General features: G+C 49.0%; 24 protein-coding genes and 1 riboswitch. Of the genes, 18 read left to right on the top strand and 6 right to left on the bottom strand.

Going from position 1 to position 23,492, the window contains the following annotated elements:
• Window positions 1–21: 21 nt before the first annotated feature.
• Both ABD014_RS15375 and ABD014_RS15370 read left to right on the top strand, forming a co-directional pair.
• Window positions 22–858 (top strand): DUF1361 domain-containing protein, encoded by an 837-nt coding sequence (locus tag ABD014_RS15375; RefSeq protein WP_343862633.1) that lies wholly within the window; start codon window positions 22–24, stop codon window positions 856–858.
• On the top strand, window positions 764–1,330 hold the full coding sequence (locus ABD014_RS15370; RefSeq protein WP_343862631.1) for a GNAT family N-acetyltransferase: 567 nt from the start codon (window positions 764–766) through the stop codon (window positions 1,328–1,330). Before ABD014_RS15375 ends, ABD014_RS15370 begins: the two co-directional genes overlap by 95 nt.
• 231 nt (window positions 1,331–1,561) lie before the next feature.
• On the opposite strand, the gene ABD014_RS15365 is transcribed toward ABD014_RS15370, so the two are convergent.
• The gene (locus ABD014_RS15365) at window positions 1,562–2,371 is read right to left on the bottom strand and encodes a histidinol-phosphatase (protein WP_343862629.1); all 810 of its coding nucleotides are present in this window, start codon (window positions 2,369–2,371) and stop codon (window positions 1,562–1,564) included.
• A gap of 36 nt (window positions 2,372–2,407) precedes the next feature.
• Entirely contained in the window at window positions 2,408–3,310 is a 903-nt protein-coding gene (locus ABD014_RS15360; protein WP_343862627.1) for a LysR family transcriptional regulator, read from the bottom strand.
• 265 nt (window positions 3,311–3,575) lie between these two features.
• Here ABD014_RS15360 and ABD014_RS15355 point away from each other — a divergent pair, with 265 nt between their 5' ends.
• The 5 genes from ABD014_RS15355 to ABD014_RS15335 all read left to right on the top strand — a co-directional run bounded on the left by ABD014_RS15355 (window position 3,576) and on the right by ABD014_RS15335 (window position 8,399).
• Window positions 3,576–4,031 carry a chemotaxis protein CheX gene (locus ABD014_RS15355; protein WP_343862625.1) on the top strand — a complete coding sequence of 152 codons (456 nt, stop codon included), beginning with the start codon at window positions 3,576–3,578 and terminating at the stop codon, window positions 4,029–4,031.
• A gap of 44 nt (window positions 4,032–4,075) precedes the next feature.
• On the top strand, window positions 4,076–4,852 hold the full coding sequence (locus ABD014_RS15350; protein ID WP_343862623.1) for an SDR family NAD(P)-dependent oxidoreductase: 777 nt from the start codon (window positions 4,076–4,078) through the stop codon (window positions 4,850–4,852).
• A 173-nt stretch (window positions 4,853–5,025) separates the two neighbouring features.
• Window positions 5,026–6,405, top strand: coding sequence for a DEAD/DEAH box helicase (locus ABD014_RS15345; protein ID WP_343862621.1), 1,380 nt, complete (start codon window positions 5,026–5,028; stop codon window positions 6,403–6,405).
• 29 nt (window positions 6,406–6,434) lie between these two features.
• Window positions 6,435–7,181, top strand: coding sequence for an ABC transporter ATP-binding protein (locus ABD014_RS15340; RefSeq protein ID WP_343862619.1), 747 nt, complete (start codon window positions 6,435–6,437; stop codon window positions 7,179–7,181).
• Between the two features lie 3 nt (window positions 7,182–7,184).
• A complete protein-coding gene (locus tag ABD014_RS15335; protein WP_343862617.1) occupies window positions 7,185–8,399 on the top strand; it encodes an ABC transporter permease in 1,215 nt (404 codons plus the stop codon).
• Between the two features lie 80 nt (window positions 8,400–8,479).
• On the opposite strand, the gene ABD014_RS15330 is transcribed toward ABD014_RS15335, so the two are convergent.
• Window positions 8,480–8,593: a sporulation protein YjcZ gene (locus ABD014_RS15330; protein ID WP_229716841.1), complete on the bottom strand. Its 114-nt coding sequence runs from the start codon at window positions 8,591–8,593 to the stop codon at window positions 8,480–8,482.
• A gap of 107 nt (window positions 8,594–8,700) precedes the next feature.
• Window positions 8,701–9,990, bottom strand: coding sequence for an aminotransferase class I/II-fold pyridoxal phosphate-dependent enzyme (locus ABD014_RS15325; protein WP_343862708.1), 1,290 nt, complete (start codon window positions 9,988–9,990; stop codon window positions 8,701–8,703).
• A gap of 729 nt (window positions 9,991–10,719) precedes the next feature.
• Here ABD014_RS15325 and ABD014_RS15320 point away from each other — a divergent pair.
• On the top strand, window positions 10,720–11,505 hold the full coding sequence (locus tag ABD014_RS15320) for a helix-turn-helix domain-containing protein (protein ID WP_343862612.1): 786 nt from the start codon (window positions 10,720–10,722) through the stop codon (window positions 11,503–11,505).
• Between the two features lie 73 nt (window positions 11,506–11,578).
• On the opposite strand, the gene asd is transcribed toward ABD014_RS15320, so the two are convergent.
• Window positions 11,579–12,376 carry an archaetidylserine decarboxylase gene (gene asd / locus ABD014_RS15315; RefSeq protein WP_343862610.1) on the bottom strand — a complete coding sequence of 266 codons (798 nt, stop codon included), beginning with the start codon at window positions 12,374–12,376 and terminating at the stop codon, window positions 11,579–11,581.
• Window positions 12,377–12,529: 153 nt separating this feature from the next.
• A riboswitch (TPP riboswitch) is annotated at window positions 12,530–12,641 on the top strand.
• 129 nt (window positions 12,642–12,770) lie between these two features.
• Between asd and ABD014_RS15310 the strand changes: the two genes are divergently transcribed.
• From ABD014_RS15310 to ABD014_RS15300, 3 genes are read left to right on the top strand one after another with little or no spacing between them, the layout of a single operon-like run.
• Entirely contained in the window at window positions 12,771–13,376 is a 606-nt protein-coding gene (locus tag ABD014_RS15310) for an ECF transporter S component (protein WP_343862608.1), read from the top strand.
• Complete coding sequence (locus ABD014_RS15305; protein WP_343862606.1) at window positions 13,376–14,971, top strand: ABC transporter ATP-binding protein; 1,596 nt, start codon at window positions 13,376–13,378, stop codon at window positions 14,969–14,971. The genes ABD014_RS15310 and ABD014_RS15305 overlap by 1 nt, the downstream gene beginning before the upstream one ends.
• Window positions 14,968–15,774: an energy-coupling factor transporter transmembrane component T family protein gene (locus ABD014_RS15300; RefSeq protein WP_343862604.1), complete on the top strand. Its 807-nt coding sequence runs from the start codon at window positions 14,968–14,970 to the stop codon at window positions 15,772–15,774. Before ABD014_RS15305 ends, ABD014_RS15300 begins: the two co-directional genes overlap by 4 nt.
• A gap of 119 nt (window positions 15,775–15,893) precedes the next feature.
• Here ABD014_RS15300 and ABD014_RS15295 read toward each other — a convergent pair whose 3' ends face one another.
• Window positions 15,894–17,003: a YheC/YheD family endospore coat-associated protein gene (locus tag ABD014_RS15295; protein WP_343862602.1), complete on the bottom strand. Its 1,110-nt coding sequence runs from the start codon at window positions 17,001–17,003 to the stop codon at window positions 15,894–15,896.
• Between the two features lie 377 nt (window positions 17,004–17,380).
• Here ABD014_RS15295 and ABD014_RS15290 point away from each other — a divergent pair, with 377 nt between their 5' ends.
• The 7 genes from ABD014_RS15290 to ABD014_RS15260 all read left to right on the top strand — a co-directional run bounded on the left by ABD014_RS15290 (window position 17,381) and on the right by ABD014_RS15260 (window position 23,475).
• Window positions 17,381–18,571: a glycosyltransferase family 4 protein gene (locus ABD014_RS15290; protein WP_343862600.1), complete on the top strand. Its 1,191-nt coding sequence runs from the start codon at window positions 17,381–17,383 to the stop codon at window positions 18,569–18,571.
• Window positions 18,572–18,711: 140 nt separating this feature from the next.
• A complete protein-coding gene (locus ABD014_RS15285) occupies window positions 18,712–19,527 on the top strand; it encodes a glycosyltransferase family 2 protein (protein WP_343862598.1) in 816 nt (271 codons plus the stop codon).
• Between the two features lie 10 nt (window positions 19,528–19,537).
• A complete protein-coding gene (locus tag ABD014_RS15280) occupies window positions 19,538–20,659 on the top strand; it encodes a glycosyltransferase (RefSeq protein WP_343862596.1) in 1,122 nt (373 codons plus the stop codon).
• Window positions 20,656–21,402: a glycosyltransferase family 2 protein gene (locus ABD014_RS15275; RefSeq protein ID WP_343862594.1), complete on the top strand. Its 747-nt coding sequence runs from the start codon at window positions 20,656–20,658 to the stop codon at window positions 21,400–21,402. Before ABD014_RS15280 ends, ABD014_RS15275 begins: the two co-directional genes overlap by 4 nt.
• A 26-nt stretch (window positions 21,403–21,428) precedes the next feature.
• Window positions 21,429–22,157, top strand: coding sequence for a sugar phosphate nucleotidyltransferase (locus ABD014_RS15270; protein ID WP_343862592.1), 729 nt, complete (start codon window positions 21,429–21,431; stop codon window positions 22,155–22,157).
• Window positions 22,158–22,324: 167 nt separating this feature from the next.
• Window positions 22,325–22,456: a hypothetical protein gene (locus tag ABD014_RS15265; RefSeq protein ID WP_343862589.1), complete on the top strand. Its 132-nt coding sequence runs from the start codon at window positions 22,325–22,327 to the stop codon at window positions 22,454–22,456.
• 59 nt (window positions 22,457–22,515) lie between these two features.
• Window positions 22,516–23,475 carry a GT-D fold domain-containing protein gene (locus ABD014_RS15260; protein ID WP_343862587.1) on the top strand — a complete coding sequence of 320 codons (960 nt, stop codon included), beginning with the start codon at window positions 22,516–22,518 and terminating at the stop codon, window positions 23,473–23,475.
• Window positions 23,476–23,492: the final 17 nt, after the last annotated feature.

Raw genomic sequence — 23,492 nt, 5'->3', positions numbered from 1 at the left:
GGCAGAGAGGAGGAGAATGCCTTGCAACAGCGACTCAAGGAATTAGGATATCCGATGAAACTCGTTATCTATATCATGCTATTCATCGCAACGATGATTGGAATGAAATATGTAGCGGAGACGAGATTGCCAAGCGGGGGCAGACCCCCTTATTTATTTTTGATCTGGAACACTTTTCTTGCCTGGATTCCACTCGGATTTGCCGTAATGCTAGACCTGGTCAGCCTGCTTCATTCCCGTACTGTAAGAAGAGGATTGTATTTGATATTCGGTCTTTTATGGCTGTTCTTCTATCCGAATGCGGCTTATTTGATTACGGATTTATTGCATCCCTTCGTGCGCTATCCAACCCAATCCTCGCGCTTCTGGGAGGATATTTCCTTCTGGAACCATTTGAATACGGTGTTCTTTACCGCTATTATCGGCCTGGCTCTAGGCTCGCTGGCGCTCGCTTCGGTACACCAACTGGTGCGCAGAGCCTACGGCAGCTTCGTCGGCTGGTGCTTTGCTATCGCTGTCCTGCTGCTCAGCAGCTTCGGGGTTTATCTGGGCCGCTTTATCCGCTGGAATAGTTGGGATATTCTGCGCACCCCGATCATTGTACTGCGGGAGACGGCGAAATATTTTATGCAAATTGATAATTTACGACATGCGTTTGGCTTCTGCAAATGGGTTTTTCTGATTACTGCCTTTTGTTATTTGTTGCTCTATTTATTCGGGAGACTTGGGAGCAGTATGGCTTCAATTGAAAGGGAGCGAGAACATGGACACGAAGCAGCTAAGCCTGCAGCAGCAGCTGAGAATGAAATTTCCCGTATTGGAGAACGAACGGCTACGGCTGCGAAAAATAGAGTCTGAGGATAGCGAGCTATTATTTCAATATGTAACGGATCCCCTTACCCAGCGGCATATGTCTTTTCAACCCGACACCTTGCTTTTTCCAAAGCGTCTATTTCGCTATTTTGAGGAAACTTATCGGAATCTGCATGATTTGCATTTTGCGGTGATCTGGAAAGAGACAGGGGAGGTGATTGGCATTTGTTCTCTGCAACAATGGTCAGAGCTGAACGGTAAGGCGCGGCTGGGGTACCTGATATCGCCGTCCTTCTGGAACCTGGGGATCGCGACTGAGGCCGCAGGATTATTGCTTCGCTTTGGTGCTGAGGTGCTTGGACTGAATGAAGTTGAGGCACGATGCGGGGTAGACAATCCTGCTTCCGAACGGGTGCTGCAGAAGCTGGGGTTGTCCTTCCAGGCTTATGCGGATAATAGCGTAGGCCATCGCAGCGATGAATATTGCCGATTGAAAGTTTATTTACTACGACTTTAATAGATGAATTATTATAAGGGGCAGCTCCAAAAATACGATTTTGAATTACGAAGTGATTTGTTACACAAATGAAATATTGCTGTGATCGAACCCTAATAGTCAGGGGGTACACTTATTACATGACCCCCTTTTGAATATATTTGTATCTGGAATCCGGCGAGATTGCTCGGGTTCCCTTTTTTTGTCTATATGAGCATATGCGTGATCAAAAGTGGATTTTTGAACTTCCTATTACAGGGGTACACTTACCTTTTGCTTGTTCTTGAAATATACCCAATGATCAAATCCAATCTCGCGCAGCCGGGCGGCTACATCATCCCATTCATCCCCGACCCGGGATGGAATATGGGCGTCAGATCCGAAGGTGACCTCTACTCCATAATAAAGCGCCCGCTCCAGGATGGAATCGGCAGGATACCATCCCCCGGACAGCTTTGTCTTACCAGAGGTGTTGATCTCGATCGCTACATTGTGGTCGGCGATCACCTGCAATGTTTCATCGATCGCTGCAGTGGCGGGAATATCCGAGAAGGCGGGATAGTTGCCCTTCATGGCATCGATATGTCCGAGAATCTGGAACATTCCGGAGCGTGCCGAATCTCGGATCAATCCATAATAGGCTTCTTTGTCGGCAATTTGTTGTTTTGGACTGAGCCCCTTCCAGCGGTTCTTGTTGAAGATACTCACATTCTTGACACTATGCACAGAGCCGATCACATAATCAAACGGGTACTGACTTAGGATATCTCTATAAATCTCGACGTGCTCTGGGAAATAATCGGATTCGATACCAAGAAGAACATCGATTTTTCCTGCGAACTTCTGCTTGAGGGATAGCACTTCCTCAACATAGCCTGCAAATGCGGATTTGGCCATGGCAATGCGTGGATGAGCTTGATCCTCCTTACTCCCGAAGTAAGGGGTATGATCACTGATACCAATGACGGACAATCCGGCAGCGATTCCCGCTTCAATATAATCGGAGATGTTGCCATCGGCATGACCGCAGCGGAAATGATGAGTATGAAGATCAAATTTCATAATTAGGCTCCTTTCTTAGCTGTCTCAAGCTTGGGATTATTCTGAGCTAATAAAGTGGGTTTCAGGCATCCCTTTTAAATCACCGAGAAATTGCTGCATGGCGGAGTTAATATATCTACTGGACTTATAAATGACGCCAACGGGGTGAGTGACCTCCAGTTCAGGGATAGGGATTGTCTTCAAGCTTCCCTGGCGAAGCTCGCGCAGAATGGATTGCTTGGAGATGATAGCAGCCCCGAGATTAATCTCGATCATACGCTTTACTTCTTCACTGCTGGACAACTCCATGACGATATGAGGTTCAATGCCATGCCGCTTAAAAAGGTTGTCAACGAACATCCGTCCGACAGTATCCGGGGAGAGCATAATCAGTGGGACATCCTTCAATGTACCCAGTGTAGGCGCGGGCATACTAGCCAATGGGTGAAGCGGAGATACTGCCAATTCAAACGTATCGTAGTATAGCACTGAAGATAATACATGGGGATTATTCTCAATCAGATAGCCTATACCGATATCCACCAAACCTTGCTCCACGTTCTGATAAATAAGAGATGAAGGCATGGATTGGATCGTTGTCTTGATCATTGGAAATTGATCTTGGAAATAGGATAGAATCCGAGGCAATATCTGAATGGCGATAGAGGTCGTTGTGCCAAGCACAATATGCCCTTGAGGCGTATGCTCCATGTCGGATAGCTTCTGCTTCAGTTCTTCTACGATATCCAGAATTTGTTCCGCCTTCTCCAGGAATACCTGGCCGCGGTCCGTGAGTGTCACAGGCTGATTGCGGTCGACCAGGACGCTTTTGAATTCATCTTCTAAGCTTTTGATTTGCGCAGAGACGGCTGGCTGAGTCAGATTCAGCAATTCACCTGCTTTGCGGAAGCTTTTTGTTTTGGAAATGGTGATTAGTGTCTCCAGTTGACTGATGTTCATCCCACATCCTCCTTTCTTCCACCGTACTCCACAAGTCCGCTGAGTGCGGTCATAAATCTTATTATATTTATTTTAATAATTATAGGTGATTTTTATAGCCTAAGGCAATGATGGGGTGCTGACCTGTCTGTCTCGTGACAAAGATCTAGTTCATTCAGCATAATTCAATTTATAATGACTTATATCTGGTAATAAAGTATAATAAATTTAATCAAATTACGGGACTTTAGTATCGATTAACTTTCTGTGAAAAGGGGACCAAATAGTGAAAGCGGAAATGATAAATCCTTTTCTTGAGTCAGCTCGGTCTGTGATTGAACAAGTAGTACAGATTAGCCCTTCTACAGGCAATTTGGGGATTAAGGACGTAGTGCCTGCCCGGGATCAGATTTGGATTCAGATTGATATGAGTGGTCATTTTAGCGGTATGGTTGTCTTTGGACTACAGGAGAGCGTAGCTCTGCGGATCGTATCGGCAATGATGGGCGGGTTCGTATTAACGGAAATGGATGAGATGGGACAGAGCGCGATCTCAGAGCTTGGAAATATGATTAGCGGCAATGCGAGTACAATTTTGTCAAATCAAGGGATTGTTGTAGATATTACTCCACCCCGCGTCATCAAGACCGGGCAGAATGACCTACCGGTACGTAAGGCTTTATGTATCCCGTTATTAATGGAAGGGATTGGCGAACTGGATATACAAGTCATGGTTTCATGAGAGGTAGAGCCTGGCATATAATAGAAGCTAGGAGTTGAATAACCATGACGCTGAATAATAAAGTGATCGTTGTAACGGGAGCTTCTAGTGGTATCGGTGCATTGACGGCGCAGATGCTGTCGGAGCGGGGAGCAACGGTTGTGATCGCTGCGAGATCATTACATAAATTGCAGAGCGTAAGCACTGGAATGATGGGGCCTTGCCGAATGCTCGAACTCGATGTAAGTCAGGATGAATCGGTTCAGGCCGCTTTTGAACAGGTGATTAAGGAATTTGGACATATTGATTGCCTCGTTAATAATGCCGGCTACGGGAAGTTCGAATATTGTGAGGACATGCCTGTAACGGAGTTCGCAGAAATGATGAATGTGAACTATATGGGAATCGTACGCTGTACCAAGGCTGTGCTTCCCCATATGAAGAAAGCAGGAAGCGGAATCATTGTGAATGTGGCTTCCATGGCCGGGAAGCTTGGAACGTCCAAGTCAACGGCTTATTCGGCGACAAAGCATGCGGTGTTGGGCTTTAGCAATTCATTGCGTCAGGAGCTCCGCGAGCATGGAATTCAGGTCACGACGATTAATCCGGGACCGATCGACACTCCGTTCTTCAGCATTGCCGATCCAGAAGGTCATTACGTGAACAATGTGAAGTGGTTCATGATGAAGCCGGAACGGGTCGCCAAGGCGATGGTGTCAGCGATTGAGAAGCGGAAGGCAGAAGTGAATCTGCCAAGGATGGCGGCAGCAGGAATCAAGCTGTATCAGCTGTTTCCAAGACTTGCGGACCGCTTGAGCTATAGTATGCTGAATAAGAAATAAGTGAGCTATTGAGCCGGCTGGCAGCAGCCGGCTTTTGTATCTTGAAGCGACCATTTGTTGTGTTCTACTGTTATCGCATATAATGGAAATAATGACAAGGAAGAGGTTGTTTGCAAATTCACTATCTCTAACAAAATGATTTGAACAAGTATTTAATGATAAGGATGAAAAAAATGTCTAATACAACTTTTACAGGCCTCGGAATAGGCGAGAAACTTGCGGGGAAGCTAGCTGATTATGGAATTCAGCAGCCGACTCCGGTACAGGAGGAATGCATTCCGGCAGCTCTGGATGGCCGTGATGTGCTTGCCCAGTCCCAGACGGGCACCGGCAAGACATTGGCTTATTTGCTGCCAATGCTAGAGAAGATGACTCCTGATAAGACGCTGCAGGGTCTTATTCTTGCGCCTACGCAGGAACTGGCCATGCAGATTCAGCGCGAGGCTGAGAAATACGGGGAAGCGCTGGGAATTACAGTCCAAGCTCTGATTGGTGGTGCAGCGATTAAGAGACAGCTGGAACGGCTGCGTCTGCATCCTCAACTTGTGGTCGGTACTCCAGGGCGAATTCGCGAGATTGTTGAAATGAAGAAGCTTAAGCTGCATACCTTACGGACGGTCGTTGTGGATGAGGTTGACCAAATGTTCAAGCTCGGCGGGACGGCCGATGTAGAGCGGATTTTGCGCGGTACTCTCCGCGACCGACAGCTGCTGTTCCTGTCGGCAACGATTGACGAGCATATTCGCGCTCTGGCAGGGCGGGAAATGAAGGAGCCTATTGAGGTAGGCATCGAGCCGGAGCAGCGGACTTCGCGAAGTCTGGAGCATCTTTACTTCAAGTGTGAAGACCGGGATAAGATCGATATGCTGCGGCGGATTGTCCGTCACTTTAATCCCGAGCGGGCCATCGTATTTATTAACAATACAACCGATATCGCCGAGGTTGAGGCGAAGATGAACTATGTTGGCTTAAGTGCGGGAGCGCTCTATGGTGATGCGGACAAGACGGTGCGCAGCGTAACGCTGCGCCGGTTCAGGGAAGGCAAGATTCGCTTGCTCGTTGCCAGTGATGTCGCCGCTCGCGGCCTTGATGTCGAGAATCTGACATTGGTAATCAACCTTGATCCGCCGATTGATGCAGATCATTACGTTCACCGTGTCGGCCGTACTGGACGCATGGGGCGCTCTGGTCTGGCAGTCTCACTCGTCTCGTCCAAGGAAGAATTCATCATGCGTAAGTTCTCGCGTGAATTAGGTATCGAGATAACGCCGCGCAATTTATATAAGGGACAGATTGTTGAAGGTGACGCGTTTCCTGGAACGAGAAGCAGTGCGACTACTGGTAGACAAACAGCCAAAGGAAAAGAGCGGAGTATTGACTCAGCTCGTATCTCGGAGTCCGGACAGCCGAGACGTCCAGCCAAGGCCAAGGAGACCTCGGGGAACCGGCCGAGCAAGTCGGCGCCAGCTCCTGCCCGCAAGAAAGCCCGCGACCAGGATCGAAAGAATAAAGGGGCGCCGAAATGGCTTAAGGATAAGCAAAACAATCATTAATCCATGAATGTTAAAGGGGGGATTCATCGATGAGTGAGACACCCGTATTGCAAGTGGAGGAACTAAGCGGCGGTTACAGTATAGGACGTCCGGTATTACATGATGTTCAGTTCACCGTGAACAAGGGTGAAATGGTCGGCTTAATCGGTCTGAACGGTGCAGGCAAGAGCACGACGATGAAGCATATTCTGGGCCTGATGTCGCCTCACCGTGGCGGAATCACCGTCCAGGGGAAGACCAGGGGGGAGAATTCGGAGGCGTACCAATCTTCACTCGCTTTTGTACCGGAATCTCCGCTACTATACGAGGAATTGACGGTGCGTGAGCATCTGGAATTTGCGGCCAGAGCTTATAACGTATCAAAGGAAGATTATGAAGAGAGGGCAGCAAGGCTGCTGAAGCTCTTCAATATGGAGGAGAAAGCGGATAGCCTGTCCATGCATTTGTCCAAAGGGATGAAGCAGAAGGTCATGATTATGTGCGCCTTCGTAGCCAGACCGCCGCTCTATATCATTGATGAGCCGTTTCTGGGGCTGGACCCGCTGGGGATTCGCTCTTTGCTGGACTTCATGATGGAGATGCGGGCCCAGGGCTCGTCGATTCTGCTCAGCTCTCATATCTTGTCCACGATTGAGAACTATTGCGATCGCTTCATTGTGCTACACCGGGGGGAGGTCATCGCCCAGGGGACGCTTGCCGAGATTGCAGAGCAGGCCAAGCTGCCGGGGGCTGCGCTGGAAGACATTTTCTATTCTTTAGTTAAAGGCGGAGATTAGAAGATGGAACTTCAGGAGCTGCGCCGAAAGCGCAAATCTTCGTTTTGGAGCAAAGTGCTCCCGTTTGTGCCATATGTCATTCAGAGCGGCGTTGCCGTTCTGTTCTTATTGCTGTTGATCGCCTTTGCAGCCTGGTACACTAATTTTCTGCAAAATATCCCGCCAGGACTGCCGGTCCTGTGGATTATGCTGCTCTTGCTCGGTCCGATGACGGTTTTTTCCGGTTTTCGTACCTATATGCAACCGGCTGATATTATCTTTCTGCTACCGAGGGAAGCCGACATGAAGCAATATTTGTCGCCGGCCCACCGCAGCGGAGTTATCTACAAGCTGATCGGCTTATTTCTCATCTTAGTGCTTGTCTGGCCGTTATACATCCTCGGCGGAGTGGATGCCAAACCGCTCTGGATGGTCTTGCTCGTCCTGCTTTTGCTTAAGGTACTCAGTGCCTATGGATCTTGGCAGGAGCTTAGAATGACAACAGCCCGGGCCAGAATGGGCTATCGCCTGCTTCGTTGGTGCGTCATCCTTCTTATGCTGGCCGCCTGGTTATGGCAGCCCGCCTGGAAAAGCCTAATCTTTATGCTGCTAGTCAGCGTCAATTATGTATTGGCTCTGCGCTTCCCGATGAGGCATGCGGTGGCATGGGACAATCTGATCGAGGCGGAGAAGATAGGGGCGTCCAAAGTTATGATGTGGCTGGGATGGTTTGTTGAGGTTCCAGCTGACGGACAGAAGGTGATTCGAAGACGCTGGCTGTCTGCTGTAGGCAACAGAATGCCTTGGCAGCGTTCTACCGCGTACCGCTTCTTGATTACGAAGACGTTCATACGTAGTGAATTGTTAGGGATTGTAGCGAGATTGACATTGTTGGGGATGGTACTCACCGGCTGGAACGGTGCAAGCTGGATCGGGATCGGGCTGTATCTGTTCTTTACATTTCTGATCGCTACCCAGCTTACTTCACTGCACCAAATGCATGCTGATTCCCCGGCTACGGCCTTCTATCCGCTTCCAACTGGAGCCCATAAGACAGAGGCAATTCGCCTTGCATCGCGCTTGCTCTTGGTACTGACGGTTCTGATGTGGATTCCTCTAGCGGCAGCGTCGTGGATGGACAATTTAATGTGGGTCCTGCTGAGTCTTGTGATCGCTGTACTTATGGTATTTGGATTAAGATCTACCTGGATCAAGAAATGGAAAGACGAAGACGAATAATATAAGGAAGTTCAAAATGAACAATAGGCCAGCGGCGATATGCCGGCTGGCCTGTTGAATTACTTGAAGGTATGGTCGGGTTAGATAAATGTACGGCTAACAATGACAAGCAGGATAAAGAGCACGAGAATAACTCCAGTACTGGTCCACAGACCACCGAATCCGCCTCTTCCTTCTTCGATAACTCCGCTCATGTACAATTCCCCTTTCTGATTAAGAAGATAATTTATACAATGTATGGTATGACTATAGCCGGGAATGTGCTTGGGCGAATGTATCGGTGGTCTCCGTAAAAATGGATCTAAGCCTGTAGGTCCATAACCCCTTTGTAGATCAGATTGAACAAATCCTCAAGATTCTCTTCGCCGATGCAGGAGAAAGCGATTCGCAAATCGGTATCGCCAAGCGCGATCGTGCCGACGCCATACTCGCGAATCAGATGCTGACGCAGTGCTTCTGCATTTACCGTCTTTAGCTTCAGACACATAAAGTATCCGGAATTGAAGGGATAGTAATCCCACACATCTCCGTAGTTTCCACTATCGAGCAGCGTTTTCACCTTATTGGCGCGTATCTTCATGATCTGGAATTTCTCTTCCTTCTGCGCATGGAAATCAGGCGATTTGAGCGCTTGAAGGATGAAGGTCTGCGAAGGATGCGAACCGCTAGAGATCGTGGCGCGAATAATGCCTGTTGTCTTCTGCTCTAATGCGGCAAGGACATCAGCATTATCGTTCGCAAAGGTAATAAAGCCAACTCTGAAGCCCCATACATACTCTTCTTTCGTGGCTCCGTCCACCTTGATCGGAAGAATTCGCGGATGAAGACCAGCAAGCTTGCCGAACAGAGATTCTGTCATCGATTCTTCGAAGAACAAGCCGAAATAGGCGTCGTCCGTAACGGCAACGACATTGATACCGGCTTCGGCAGCTTCATGGATTGCAGACACGATCTCTTGGCCTTCCTTAGCTCCCGGTGTGTAGCCTGTCGGGTTGTTCGGGAAATTGAGGATAACGATCGCCTTGCCTTTGTCTCGTTGCGCTAGCAGAGCCTCGCGAAGGCCAGCACTGTTGAACTTCATATCTTCGGTGAAGAGGGGGTAGTTGATAATATGAGCATGGCGGCGGATGCCGAAGGTCAGCTCATAATTCTCCCAATTTTTATCTGGGTAAATGACGGCATCGCCTTCATCCACGAACAGATCGGCAACTACGCTCAGACCATGTGTAAGCGCATTAGTAACCACCGGGCTACCGAAGCTCTTACCGCCAATTGCAGGATTCTCCTCGATCATCTTCTCACGCCATAATTTACGCAATTCCGGTTTACCCGCAGGCGGTGCATAAGGGTATAAATCCTGCGGTTTATAGGCGGACAAGGTGTCTTGAATAGCTGCAAGATGCATAGGGATGCCATTCTCGGTTGCGATACCGATTGTCGCATTATACTTCTTAGCTCCTGCGGATGCTTCAGCCGATTGGCTCAGGATTCCTTCCTTCGGGAAATAAATCTCCTTACCCAACTGAGATAACATGTGATAAACATAGCTTTGCTGTAAGGTCTGGTTCAACTGCTCTGCAAGTGGATTCAGGCTCATTCTCGTTCCATCCTTCCGATCGTTTATTTTATTGTTTCTATAGTTAAGAAGTTCAAAAGGTCGGTTTTCAGCACCGAAGCTTATGCTTCCGATGTGCGTTTTTTCAAAACGCTTCAGCTGGATAAAGCTAGGGTCTGAGGAGCGGAGCTACACGTTTTCGTAGAAAACGACCTCAGAAGCATTTGCTTGTAGTTTGTACGTGAGCACCTGAGATGTTTCTGTAGGAAACATGACTTCGTAAGCATCTGCTTAGACCCGGCTGAATTCAAGATTCGATGTCGAGTTAACCTCTTGATTCACTTCGTGATCAAAAGCGACTGTTTTAGACTGCCTTACATTATATCATTTACAACATAAGCCGTCACGAATGATTTCCTTCTATTCCTCGGGGAAATAGGACAGTTTGAAGATGTTCAACAGGCAACAAAATGAGTATAATACTTACAAGTGTGTGTTCAAAAAGGTCGGTTTTCAGCACCGAAGCTTATGCTTCCGATGTGCGTTTCTTCGAACGCTACAGCTTGAATGAAGTTAGGGTCTGAGGAGTGGAGCTACACGTTTTCGTAGAAAACGACTTCGGAAGCATGAAATTCTATATCACAAGAAAACCTCCTCTGCGTCACGGTCGCTCAGCCTTGAATTTGCCTCGATTGGTTTTCTTATCAAAAGCGGACTTTTTGAACAACCTCTTACAAGAAATATTTTTTGGGGGGAGGGAAGGACATGCTTCACGTTTCACCATCATCTTTTATTCTGAAGCCGGCTTTTGCCAAAATTGTATGCGAACCTAACTGGAAGTGGCGCAAGCGAGATAAAGCGCTGGAGAACTATGATTTATTCTATGTGTGGAGCGGGGAAGGGAACGTCGTCCTGAACAACCAGCCCTTTCAAGTGAGTAAAGGAAGCTGCTTCTTGTTTCGTAAAGGCGATCATCCGACAGCGACGCATAATCCACAACGGCCACTAGTGCTTACATATATTCATTTTGACATTGATGAACCTGTAATGGAGGTGCCCAAATCTTATCGGGTACTGGACAATACCCTTGATTTTGAATATATGCTGTCTCGCTATGTACGCTTGTTCCTGGTAAATGCTTATGGAGCGGAGGAGGAGGCTCGCTTGATCCTGAAGCAACTTCTCATCTACTTGCTGCGCGAGGAGCGTGAGGTACCCCGGGAGAAGAAAGTGAGCAATCAGCTGGTCGAGGTCATCCATGAGGTGGCTAATTATGTTCTTCAGCATCCCGGATTGCCGCATAAAGTCGAGGATTTGGCCGCTCGGGCCGGATTATCAGCACGCTATTTTTCGATCAAATTCAAAGAGATTATCGGCATGTCCGTGCAGACCTATATCATCAAATGCAGGATTGACCGCGCACAGCATCTGCTCTTGCATGCAGGCATGAATGTAACTGAAGTGGCCGATGCTTTGGGGTATAGGGACATATTTTTCTTCAGCCGTCAATTCAAGCAGTATACGGGGAAAAGTCCTTCTGAAATAAGATGATCCGTACGGGATTGAAAATAAAGTTAACAAGAAATAACCTGAGTCGTACTCAGGTTATTTCTTGTCTAAACGATCAGTGACTCGACTCAGAATTGTGGAAATGTCCGAGCAGGGTCCCGACTTTGACTTTACTTCCCACGTCCAGGCCGGACAACGGATGGAAGTTCTTCTGCATCAGGAGAACCACGGTGGAGCCGAATTCAAAATAGGCCAGCTCATCGCCGCGCTCCCACTCTTTGGCGTCGTTATCGACATATTTGATGCTGCTGACATTCATGGCTCCGACTTTTACGACGGCGGTCTCCCCGTATTGATGGGAAATATATGTGATGAGCCGCTCGTTGCGGCTGAGTACAGAACGCATATTGGTCATGCCGAAGTCATTCACGGGATATACTCTTCCCGGTATGTGCTCGCTTTCCAGCTTGCGTCCACCGACAGGCACATGAATGCGATGATAGTCGGTTGGGCTGAGATAGAGCACATAGGCATAACCATTGCGGTAAGCCTCGCTCCTCGGTGAGTGGTTAAGCAGTTCATCAATGGAATAGTCCTGTCCTTTTACGTTCAGAATCGTACTGGATTGGATCTTTCCCATGGCAGTAATAAGCGCATCAACTGGGCTTACGACACCGCCTGGCTCCTGACAAATCGGGCGCATCCCCTGCTTGAGCCTACGCGTAAAGAATTCATTCAAAGTGCGGTATTCTTTGATTTCTTTCTCAGCTTCATCCAGGGTGATTCCATAAGCTTTAGCAAAGCGTGGAATGACGAACCTGCTCCATTTGGAATGGGAAAAGCGGCCAGTCAGCCGGCAAACCGATTTGCGCGAGGATAGCTCTGTCATCCATATCATCCATTTGGTAGCCAATTGTTATTTCCTCCCATAGGTGAAGGGCAGTTGGAACTGCCGCAATCTACTTTCGTTATCTTGACATAGAATAAGAGTGAAAGCAATAAATATAAAAATATTGTAATTGATGCTTGCGAACTTGGAAACATGTGGTGTATTGTAATGTTAATTGCATAGGGATACGGGGGCTTGAGTGAATCAGGCTGAGATGGCAGCATACTCCGCTGCAGACCGTTAATCTGATCTGGATAATGCCAGCGTAGAGAATCTATCGTCCTGTTCATGCTTATTTTGTGGACTCATCATGTCTGCATACTGGGACTATACAACCGACTGAGCTTATTCAGCCGGTTTTTTTGTTGTTCTCTAGACGGAATATCCCCGCAATAAATTTATTAAGGAGTGATAGGTAATGGTAGAGGTCAACTTGCAAGAGGGAAAAAAAGGACTGAAGCTTAGCGATCTTCTGGTGACGGTGCTAATCTCGGTCGTACTCGGAGTAGTGTATCATTTGTGGAGCTCGGTCTACGGACTCCTATCTCCGCTGTTCTTTCAGGCGGATGAACTGGTGTACGGCATGTGGTTCATCGCTTCGACACTTGTATTTCTATTGATTCGCAAGCCGGGTGTGGCGCTGATTGCCGAAGTTGCAGCCGCGCACGTAGAGGTTCTATTCGGCAGCGCTTGGGGAATTCAGCTGCTTGTCTATAGTCTGCTTCAGGGGCTTGCCGCAGAGCTCATATTTGCAGCATTCCGCTACCGTAATTTCTCCGCGCCAGTTGCGGGTCTGGCAGGTCTTGCTGCATCGATTGGCTCGCTGATTCCGGACATTTTCTATGGATATGTTGGAGATTATGCGCCGTGGATGTTCATTGCCAAATATTCGATGCGTGCCGTCAGCTCGGTCGTAATCGCTGGGTTCCTGGCCTACAGCTTGGCCAAAGCAGTCGAGCGAACAGGGGTAACCAATCTGCTTCGTCCTGTCGAATCCAAAGATCTGGCGGCGTTGGATGATTAATGATGAACACATCTTATGCAAATGTGATTGCAGAGTCTGATATTGAGGTTGGTGAGCAAGCGTCTGTGGTACCCGATATCATTTTGGGGGTGCAAGACCTTCGTCTGAAGTTCCCAGAGGAAGCTGCATTCGTATTCAAGGACTTGTCCCTCTCAGTCCGGCGCGGTGAGAAGGTGCTATTGCTAGGACCCAGCGGCTGCGGCAAGTCTACTTTGCTCCAGGTGCTGAGCGGGATCATGCCTGAGATGGTCGAGGTACCGATGCGGTTTAAGGAGAGAATCGTTCCTGAATCGAGAGGCGTGTTGTTTCAGGATCCGGATACGCAGTTCTGTATGCCCTACATAGATGAAGAACTGGCCTTCGTGCTGGAGAATCTATGTATTCCCAGGGAAGAGATGGAGACACGGATGAGGCAGGCTCTGGATCAGGTAGGCTTGTTCTTTGAGGATCTACATGTTCCGATTAATTCACTGTCGCAAGGAATGAAGCAGCGACTGGCGCTTGCTTCGGTGCTTCTTGCCGATCCTGAAGTCCTGTTCTTGGATGAGCCTTCCGCATTGCTTGATCCCGAAGGACGCAAGCAGATATGGGAGGCCATTCATTCTATCGCTGAAGGGCGAACGCTAGTTATTGTTGAGCATCGGATTGAAGAAATGATTGGGCTTGTGGACAATGTAGTACTGTTTGGCCCAGACGGACAAATTCTCGGGCAGGATCCTCCAATGAAGCTGTTTGCCTCCTTCCATGAACAATTGGAGCAATTCGGCATCTGGTACCCTGGGGTATGGGAAGTCTTCTTCATGTCCCGGGACGGGGAGAAACTTCTGAGTCTCCCTGAGGATGTCCCGTGTTCCTCCTTGGCAGATCCGCTGATTGAGTTGAAGCAATTTCACGGCTACAGACAGCGGAGAGCTGTGATTGAAGTGGAGCAAGCCGAGATATATCCTGGAGACTTCATCGTGATTACAGGGCCAAATGGTGCAGGGAAGAGTTCATTATTGCTCAGCTTAATGGGTCTCCTGCCTACAGATGGAACCTACAGGCTGCAGGGGATTGATATGAGCGGAGACAAGGCGAAGAAGAGACGGACCGAGAAGGCTGCTCGGAAGATTGGCTTTGTATTTCAGAATCCAGAGATGCAGTTCCTGGCTGATCATGTGAGCGAGGAAATTGCTTTCTCACTATATGAAGAGGGATATGACAAAGACAACATTTTATCCCTAGTAAGGCAGGCGATTGGGCAGTTCGGATTAGAGGGAATGGAGCACCGTCATCCCTATCAGCTCTCGTTGGGTCAGAAGCGGCGCCTAAGTGTGGCTGGAGCGACAGTACTGAATAAGTCGGTGCTGCTACTGGATGAGCCGACTTTTGGTCAGGATGCGGTGAGCACCTTCACGATTCTAAGCTTGTGCGAGGAACTTCGCAGGCAGGGAACCGCAATTGTGATGATCACGCATGAGGAGAAGCTGGCCGACACGATAGCGACCTTGGAATGGAGAGTAATGAATGGGCAACTTGTGGAGAGAAGGTTGACCAAACGGGGAGAGACAATGGCTAAGCGAAAGCGGAGCGATAGGGGCGTAGATGGGGCATGAATGATTTTTTAATTCCACGTCGTGTTAATCTATTTCATCGCGCGAATCCAGTCGCTAAGCTGATTTGTATGATTGCGCTATTTATGCTGACGCTCTTCACACATCGGCTTGATTTCATCTTTTACCAGATGACTTGCTTTCTGCTATTGCTAGTGTTCTTCAGTGGACATAGACTCTGGAAAATATCAATGATGATGACGCCGTTCCTAATCGTCTTCCTAGCCTCCTCTTCAACAATGATTCTGTTTGGCAAGGGAGATACAATCTGGTGGGCATGGGGACTGATCCAGATTTCCCAGGAGAGCTTCTATCGCGGCATACACATCGGGTTCAAGGCTGTAACGTTTGCTTCGGAAGGCCTATTGTTTGTACTGACAACTCCGCCGGTCGCTCTGTTCTATGCCTTGATGCAGAAGGCGAAGCTGCCGCCTAAATTTGCTTATAGCTTCATGGCTTCGATCAGGCTGCTGCCCATGGTGTGGGAGGAACTGCAAATTCGCCGTAACGCCTTGAAAATTCGTGGAGCCCGCTCCTTACGCGGAGGGATGAAATGGATCGGTGGCCTTAAGCTGTATATCGTTCCGTTGCTTGTCCAAGGAATCAGGAGGGCCCACCGGGTTGCGGTGGCGATGGAGACGAAAGCTTTTGATGGGAAAGGAAGAAGAAGCTACTATTACCCCTCAGAGTACTCTAGGAATGATTATTGGGTTGCTCTCTTACTAAGTGCCACTGTTGGAGCTGCGCTAATAATGTCGCTTCTACTGCCGCCTTTCGGTGTAGATGATGTAAGATACCAGTTATGAATAGATGCACGTTAATGCAGGAAGGAGCTGTCCCTAGTAGTAAGTACTACTTTAGGGATAGCTCCTTATTAATGTTCGAATTAGCAGATAGTAAACGCTGCGTCTAATCGATTTAGGTTCTACTTTATTCTTTCGCTTTCTGTCCATTTCTGATGATTCAGTAAATACCTTGCGTAGGCTATTGGAGTCCGATAAGTGTCCTTCCAGATATTTGTCATTTCCGCTTTGCGAAATCCGTAGCGTTGATCCCGTCCGTTGCATTCTATAAAGTAAGGGCGTCCATTATCCGTAAGTCCGATGTCCAGCCCTAGGTCGGCTAACTGCGGTAAGTTGGCGGATAACTCTGAAGCGATTGATAAGGACAGAGATTTAACCTGAGCCAAGACGCCAGCGACGATAGGGGCAGGCAGCAGGTTGCCCAGCAGCACAGGAGCCGGGTATGCCGTCCCTCCCTTGGCAATGTTGGAGATAAAGCTGCCCGTGGGGGCAACCTTGGCGAACAGACCGGTAACATTCCAGGTACCGTTAATCCCTTTCTGGACAGTGACACGAAGATCGAGCGGCCTGTTATTGTATTCCAGCAAGGGAATACGTTCCTGTATGAAATAAGGTGTACGGGCAAGCAATTTTTCAAGCCATTTTGGCAGATCTCCCGGATATAGACGCGCTTTGATCCAGCTTTTTTGGCGTAAGGAATAATGAATGATTTCCCAGCCTTTGGTTCCTTTTCGTAATCGTATGATTCCGTGACCCACCGATCCGCGTACTGGCTTGAGAATGAGGTCGGAGTATAGCTCCATCATTTGCTGCAGTCCGGAAGATGTCGCTGGGACAGAGACCGGTAAGTAACTGCGAAGATACTTATTGTCCCACAGCAATTTGTGGATGAGATCCTTACGATATCGATTGTTGGCGTTAAACACGGTTGTTCCTTGCGATATGAGCTGGAGGACATTCCTGTGGGCGGCCGGATCTGAGTAGAGAGCCCGGTTATGAATCACCTTGGGGATAGGAATGATAGCTTTGGCATATTCCCGGCCGTTGTAGATATAGGCGATGCACTTCCCCTGTTTCAGATCGATATCGCCCAAGCGGAGGAAACAGGGGGTGAGATCGAATTCCTTGGCGACTTCCTCGTAATTATTTATCGATTCCTGACCGGTACGTCTTGTGGGAATACCACGAAACATGCTGGAATTAAGCAGGATTCCGACGTGGTCTGGTCCCATAGTGTTCCTCCTTCCTACTTGAGGCTTCTTTTACACTCTATGTTGGCCTGACCCGAAAGCGTGGACGACTGTTCTGCGGCAACAGCCTGTTTTATTGACGTTGCCTTTATGCACATTTTACAGAGTAAGGTCGTATATTTATCTATAAGTGCGTGTTCAAAAAGTCCAGTTTTCAGCACCGAGAAGGTTGGATGAAGCTAGGGCGTGAGGAGCGGAGCTACACATTTTCGGAGAAAACGACTTCGTAAGCATTTGCTTGTAGTGGGTACGTGAGCACCGGAAGGCCCGGCTGAATTCAAGATTCGATGTCGAATAGCTCTCAGTGTTACTTCGTGATCAAAAGTGGACTTGAAGAGATTCATGCGGAGGGTTTGGAGATGAACAGTATCATCGTGACAGAACGGGGATCTAAGTCTGTATTGGAGCGCCCTAAGGTAGCAGTGATTACTCCCGGCTCCTTCATTATTCCATCAGGCAGGAGCAGCTCGGTTGAGAGAGTGATTGAGAAGGTAGTACCGCTTGCGTCAGATCAATTGAATATTCGCATATTTGGGCTGTCCGACAGGCAGCTTCCGAACTTTGGCATGGTGGGCCGTGTTCCGTGTTTTCGTCTGCCAGGTGGGAACCGTTACTTACAGTCGATCCTCCAGCACCTCCGTAAATGGCATCCGGATACTATAGATGTGCATAACCGCCCTAGATTAGCTTATCAAATCAAGAGCAAACTCCCGTTCACTCGTGTTCTATTGACGCTCCATTCTACAACATTTATTAGTACGACCTATAGTCCTCTGTCTGAGACTTCCCGCTGGCTGAATCGGGTAGATGGTATCGTCGTGAATAGCGAGTATTTGCGCTCAGAGCTGTTGCTTCGATTCCCGGGTCTGCAGGTTCCGATCCTAGTAAATCCGTTAGGGGTCAGCCTGGAAGATTTCATACCTCGCTGGACTCCACTCGGAGAATCGCTCCGCCAGGCCAGATTGGCTGATTTCGGTTGGGAGAACCGCAAGGTTGTTCTCTATGTAGGCAGGCTGCTGCCAGCCAAAGGCGTACATCATATTTTGAGTGCTTGGCCAACGATTCAGAAGTGCGTACCGGATGCAATGCTAGTTATTGTAGGCAGTGCATTTTATGGGGCCGAGCGTGAGACCGCCTACGTTCGGAGGCTGAAGAAGCTGGCTGAGCCATATCAAGATCATATCGTCTTCCTTCCATATATTGAGTATCCCCGAGTTGCTGATTGCTATAATTTGGCCGATGTCGTTGTCGTTCCCTCCGGTGAGGAAGAGGCCTTTGGATTAGTAAATGTCGAGGCGATGGCCGCAGCAATACCGGTTATTGCCACCAACACCGGGGGGATTCCGGAGATTGTAGCCGATGGACAGTCCGGATATCTGCTTCCGCCCGGTTCTCTCCAGCAAGGACTCGCTGAGTATGTATCTTATTTGCTTAATCATGAAGAGGTACGCCGGGTAATGGGGTGCGCGGGGCGTGAACTCGCTCGCAGTAGATTCCGCTGGAAGCATACCGCGGATCGTTGGGGACAATTAATGAGGGGAGTCGAATAGAATTGTATGAAGGGTGCGTAAGGAGCTTACGCGCTATTTTTTTGCATATTTACATGAATGTACATTTGCCGTTGCGTCTATTTCACACTCACATACACTGTTTTATATAGACTGGTACAACAAGACGGGGAGGTGCAGGCTTGATCAGAAGAAGGAAGAGAGGCTTGGTCCCAAGTACCAGAAAACAGGCTTCAAGGCCAAAGCTGCCGAAGATCGTTAATCATCGCGATCCTATGGTTTCTATAATTATTCCGGCCATGAATGAGAGAGCGCGGCTGCCCTCCGTACTGCGTGAAGCTAGTAAAGTTCATCCATGCAGCGAGACGATTGTCGTTGCAAATGGATCGACGGACGGAACGGCTGAGATCGCCGCCGCAGTTGGGGCGAGGGTTATTCGCTTTGCCGACCCGCTCGGGCATGATGTTGGACGACGTATCGGTGCGGAAGCAGCCAGAGGGCAGGTTCTGTTGTTCATGGATGGGGATATGGTTATTTCGGCTGCTGAGCTGCGACCTTTCGTCAGGGCTGTATTATCCGGTGTAGACGTAGCCTTGAACGGGTATTCCGGTTCAGTTGGCAGACAAATGGCTCATCCTGTCGTGTTAGCGAAATACTCGCTGAATGCTTGGCTGTCCCGCCCAGATCTCCATGGCGCCTCAATGACAGCTGTACCTCATGCGCTCAGCCGTCAGGCTCTTGCCATAATAGGCCCTAAGCTGCTAGAGATTCCTCCACTGGCCCATACAGTCGCAGCGATTAGGGGATTGAATATCCAAATCGCGAATACCGTCGCGGTGGGGAGCATGAATCCTGTGCGCCGGAGAGTGGGAAGGTCCGACCCGCTAGCCTCGCTTGTGGTTGGCGACCATCTGGATGCGGTGCATTGGCTGATTCAGGAACGGGGGAAACGTGGAGGTTACAGTGACTTGAACCGACTACGGGGCAAGGTGAGGTGATAGTATGCGAATGGGAAGAATGCATGCAGCTGGTGAAGGTAAAAACCGACGGGATAATATAGCCAGACGCAACAGAAGAAAAGGGTATACTGTTAGGCCGAAGAAGGTGTTCCACGAGGCAAACGCTACTCGAGCGGAAGCGCGGTCATATGGTTCAGACTGGCTGGAACGGCTGGCTTTGCAAGGCGGAAGAGAGGCAGCCGCCGGCAAGAGTGAGAGCGAACGCTCCTGTAATCACATGCAGCAGAGCTTTAATTCATGGTACTTGGAACACGCGGCGGGAACACAAAGGAAATATTCCCCAACACTCCGTATTTCCACAGCTTTTGCGCATGGTTATGCTGCGGGAGACAGCCTGCTGTGTCATTATATCCCACTCCCACTTAGAAGGACGACAGCAGCTGTAGTTGTAGCCAGCAATGAGAGAGGGACTTTAAATGCGGTACTGGCGCAGCTTATGCGCTTACCCTTCGGGGAGATTGTGGTGGTACTGAATGGCTGCAGTGACGGGAGCTTCACAGCTATGGAACATGATCCTCGTCTTATTAAGCTGAACTATCCGGAACGGCTCGGCCATGATGTGGGGAGAGCCCTTGGTGCCGCGGTGACTGCTAAGGATACGGTTCTGTTCGTGGATGGGGATATGGCGCTACCTGCGGAGGATCTCGGGGCCTTTCTAGTAGCTATTGAGCAAGGGAGCGATGTGGCTCTCAATGACATTACACCGTTCCTGCCTTCATTCATGAAGCAGGATAGTGTGACGTATAGCAAGATGTTTCTAAATATGTCGCTTGGACGCACGGATTTATTAGCTAACTCGCTCACTGCTGTTCCACATGCTCTATCTCGCAGAGCTATCGATGCATTAGGTCATGCCAGCCTGACCGTCCCTCCCAAGGCACATGCACTTGCCTTAGTTCGCGGATTAACTGTAACGGCGCCGTATTCGGTGAATGTGGTGAAGAATAACCGAATTCGCAGCACAAATACAGGTCCGGCCAATTCGGTAGCCGGACTAATCCTTGGCGATCATATAGAGGCATTGGCGGAAGTGATGGAGATTTATGGTCCGCGGTTGAAATTTACGCGGATGACTCGCAGTGAGCTTGCGAAAGTGAGGAATAGACGTTGAGCAAGTTCGGTCTAACCAGTATCATTATTCCTACCTATAACGGTCTGCATTTATTGATTCCATGTGTAGAGGCGATTCGTCGCTTCACGGAGGTACCCTATGAGATCATTATCGTAGATAACGGATCGAGCGACGGGACTGCGGAATACGGATTGCGTGAAGGGCTTATTGTTGTAGCCATGCCTGATAACACAGGCTTTCCGGCAGCCTGCAATCGAGGGCTAAGCATTGCATCGGGTGATCAGCTTCTCTTGCTTAATAATGACGTGATCGTCTCACCACGGTGGCTTAGCAATATGTTAATAACACTGTATAGTTCACAAGACATCGGAATGGTCGGACCCGTAACAAATTATTGTAGTGGGAGGCAGCAGGTGGATATTCAATGGGAGGGACTGGCGGAGTATTACGCTCTTGCGGAGCAATATAATCAGTCTAACCCTGAGCGATGGCAGGAGGTGCCAAGGCTCGTCGGAATGTGTCTCATGTTCAAGCGGAAGCTGTTCACTGAGCTCGGTCAGCTCGATGAGCGATTCTCACCAGGACACTATGAAGATGATGATTATTGCTATAGAGCTAGACGGCGTGGATATCGTCTTATGATATCCGGGGATACACTAGTCCACCACGCCGGAAGCGCCAGCTTTAGACAGCATCATCCTGATGGATGGAACCCTCTGATCGAGAGGAACCGAGGATTGTTTATCGAGAAATGGGGCATAGACCCTTGGCAGTTTATATAGATGAGTTGAATTAAGGAGGGGAGCCAATGAAAGGTGTGATTTTGGCGGGAGGCACCGGAACACGACTGTACCCGCTGACCCGATTGGTGAATAAGCACCTGCTTCCGGTCGGGAGATATCCTATGGTCTGCTATGGCATAGAACGGCTGCGCCAGGCCGGAATCACTGATATTCTCATGGTTATCGGCAAGCAGTCGGCAGGCCTTTATGCCGATTTTTTTGGAAGCGGGGAGAACTACGGTGTAAAGCTGAATTTCCGAATCCAGGAATCCGCCGGAGGAATCGCCGAAGCGTTGGAATTGGCAGAAGGATTTATAACGCCCGGAGAGAAATTCGTCGTATTGCTTGGAGACAACTTATTCCTCGATGATCTTACACCCTATGTAGAGAAGTTCAAGCAGCAGCACAGTGGAGCAAGAGTTCTGCTTAAACCTGTGGATGATCCTAGACGCTACGGAGTTCCTGTCTTCGATCCGAATCAGCCTGGGCTGATTTCGTATATTGAGGAGAAGCCGAAGCATCCGAAGTCGAGGTATTCCGTAACAGGAATATATATGTATGACTACACGGTATTCAGCATGATTAAGGGCATCACCCGCTCGGCCCGAGGTGAACTGGAGATTACGGATGTGAACAATCGGTACGCGGAACAAGGCAAGCTGGAGTATGACATATTGAAGCTGTGGTGGGGAGATGCAGGTACACCGGAATCTCTGCGTGAAGCTGAAGTATATATGAGAGGGGTACTGCCCTGATTCAAGGGCAGAAGCGATTTCTTATTCAAGTTGCCAATGAGGTTACTGAAGAATAGTCCAGCCTGCTTGGAGAGGAGCGAATAGGATGTCGGTCAGAGGGTATCAATTCCGAACAGCCGGCAGAAGTCGGAAAATCAGGAGAATACCTCGTCAAGCGGGTCTCGTGCATGACGGACCGCCGGCACGAAGGAGACGGATGTCATGGCGTAGACATTGGCGGAGACGGACCGGCTCGTATTTGTGGAGCGGAACGGATAAGACAAGGCAGAGTTGGGGGAAGCACCACCGCCAGTCTATAAGCTCATCCCCTGGGACACTAGGGATGAGCAAAATGACTGAGAAGTATAGGAAGAACAGGATGAGAAGAATGTTGCCAGCGCCGATTGACGGCAAGAATGAGGCGGTGAAGGACCATAGGATATCCAAGTCGACCAAGATACCCTTACGGGCTTCCGTTCTTCCGGATCGGGTCGGGATACGGCAAAATATCGACGCTTTACCCTATGAGGAAGGCTATCGACAAGGATTGTATGATGGGGGAGAGGCCAAGGTAGAGAAATGGTTACCGAATCAGATGGTGCTGCCAGAGTTGACAGTGGATGATGTTATACAAGCTGGAATACAGAGCCTGACTGGATCTTTAATACCGATCCTCACAACTGTCGATGTCTCTCAAGAGCTGGCAGAAGCGATTAAGAACGCTAGGCCCTTCTCATTAGTACGCCTTGGTGATGGAGAACTACTAACCTTAGCCCATGATACGGTTATGTCTATAGAAGAGGTGAGGCGCTGGGGAAGCTTTTTGCCATATGCAGGAGTGAACCTTCCTGATTCCCGTGTGCGGTTGGAATTAGCTAAGGCAATTTCCAGTGCAAGCATCGTCGGTATCCCTGAGTCACGACATCCTTCCTATCAAGGGTTATTGTTCCCGGTATTGCGATATTTCGGAATCAATTATCGAAGCCTGAAGATGACCTCGTCTACCGTTAACTATGCTCTCAACGAAGAGGGAAGGCTGAGACAACTGCTGACTGGGCGCAGAGTTCTGCTGATTGGCAATGAGGCTCCTGGCTTGGCCAAGCATTTGCGATCTCTGGGGATTCAGGTTCAAGGAATAATCGCTCCGGTGCTCGGTGTCACTGATATTCAGCGGGTGATGAATCAGATCGCACATATCGAATTCGATATTGCATTTGTATCGGCCGGTATTGCAGCTGTCATTCTATGTGCAAGAATCGCTAATGAGTTGGGGAAGGCTGCTCTAGACATGGGGCATCTGGCGGATAAAATCACTTCAGGTGAGTTGTCGCTCACATGAGAGGAGGAGGTAGCTTC

Source organism: Paenibacillus motobuensis (assembly GCF_039521865.1).
GTDB lineage: Bacteria > Bacillota > Bacilli > Paenibacillales > Paenibacillaceae > Fontibacillus > Fontibacillus motobuensis.
This window is presented reverse-complemented; position numbering and strand designations above follow the sequence as displayed.

Excerpts from the sequence above, each read along its gene's own strand:
- ABD014_RS15310 (WP_343862608.1), top strand. The coding sequence starts at position 12,771 with ATGGTAGAGGTCAACTTGCAAGAGGGAAAAAAAGGACTGAAGCTTAGC.
- ABD014_RS15290 (WP_343862600.1), top strand. The coding sequence starts at position 17,381 with ATGAACAGTATCATCGTGACAGAACGGGGATCTAAGTCTGTATTGGAG.
- ABD014_RS15340 (WP_343862619.1), top strand. The coding sequence starts at position 6,435 with ATGAGTGAGACACCCGTATTGCAAGTGGAGGAACTAAGCGGCGGTTAC.
- ABD014_RS15270 (WP_343862592.1), top strand. The coding sequence starts at position 21,429 with ATGAAAGGTGTGATTTTGGCGGGAGGCACCGGAACACGACTGTACCCG.
- ABD014_RS15265 (WP_343862589.1), top strand. The coding sequence starts at position 22,325 with ATGACGGACCGCCGGCACGAAGGAGACGGATGTCATGGCGTAGACATT.
- ABD014_RS15305 (WP_343862606.1), top strand. The coding sequence starts at position 13,376 with ATGATGAACACATCTTATGCAAATGTGATTGCAGAGTCTGATATTGAG.
- ABD014_RS15370 (WP_343862631.1), top strand. The coding sequence starts at position 764 with ATGGACACGAAGCAGCTAAGCCTGCAGCAGCAGCTGAGAATGAAATTT.
- ABD014_RS15360 (WP_343862627.1), bottom strand. The coding sequence starts at position 3,310 with ATGAACATCAGTCAACTGGAGACACTAATCACCATTTCCAAAACAAAA.
- ABD014_RS15295 (WP_343862602.1), bottom strand. The coding sequence starts at position 17,003 with ATGGGACCAGACCACGTCGGAATCCTGCTTAATTCCAGCATGTTTCGT.
- ABD014_RS15365 (WP_343862629.1), bottom strand. The coding sequence starts at position 2,371 with ATGAAATTTGATCTTCATACTCATCATTTCCGCTGCGGTCATGCCGAT.
- ABD014_RS15350 (WP_343862623.1), top strand. The coding sequence starts at position 4,076 with ATGACGCTGAATAATAAAGTGATCGTTGTAACGGGAGCTTCTAGTGGT.
- ABD014_RS15335 (WP_343862617.1), top strand. The coding sequence starts at position 7,185 with ATGGAACTTCAGGAGCTGCGCCGAAAGCGCAAATCTTCGTTTTGGAGC.
- ABD014_RS15320 (WP_343862612.1), top strand. The coding sequence starts at position 10,720 with ATGCTTCACGTTTCACCATCATCTTTTATTCTGAAGCCGGCTTTTGCC.
- ABD014_RS15345 (WP_343862621.1), top strand. The coding sequence starts at position 5,026 with ATGTCTAATACAACTTTTACAGGCCTCGGAATAGGCGAGAAACTTGCG.
- ABD014_RS15260 (WP_343862587.1), top strand. The coding sequence starts at position 22,516 with ATGAGAAGAATGTTGCCAGCGCCGATTGACGGCAAGAATGAGGCGGTG.
- ABD014_RS15330 (WP_229716841.1), bottom strand. The coding sequence starts at position 8,593 with ATGAGCGGAGTTATCGAAGAAGGAAGAGGCGGATTCGGTGGTCTGTGG.
- ABD014_RS15300 (WP_343862604.1), top strand. The coding sequence starts at position 14,968 with ATGAATGATTTTTTAATTCCACGTCGTGTTAATCTATTTCATCGCGCG.
- ABD014_RS15280 (WP_343862596.1), top strand. The coding sequence starts at position 19,538 with ATGGGAAGAATGCATGCAGCTGGTGAAGGTAAAAACCGACGGGATAAT.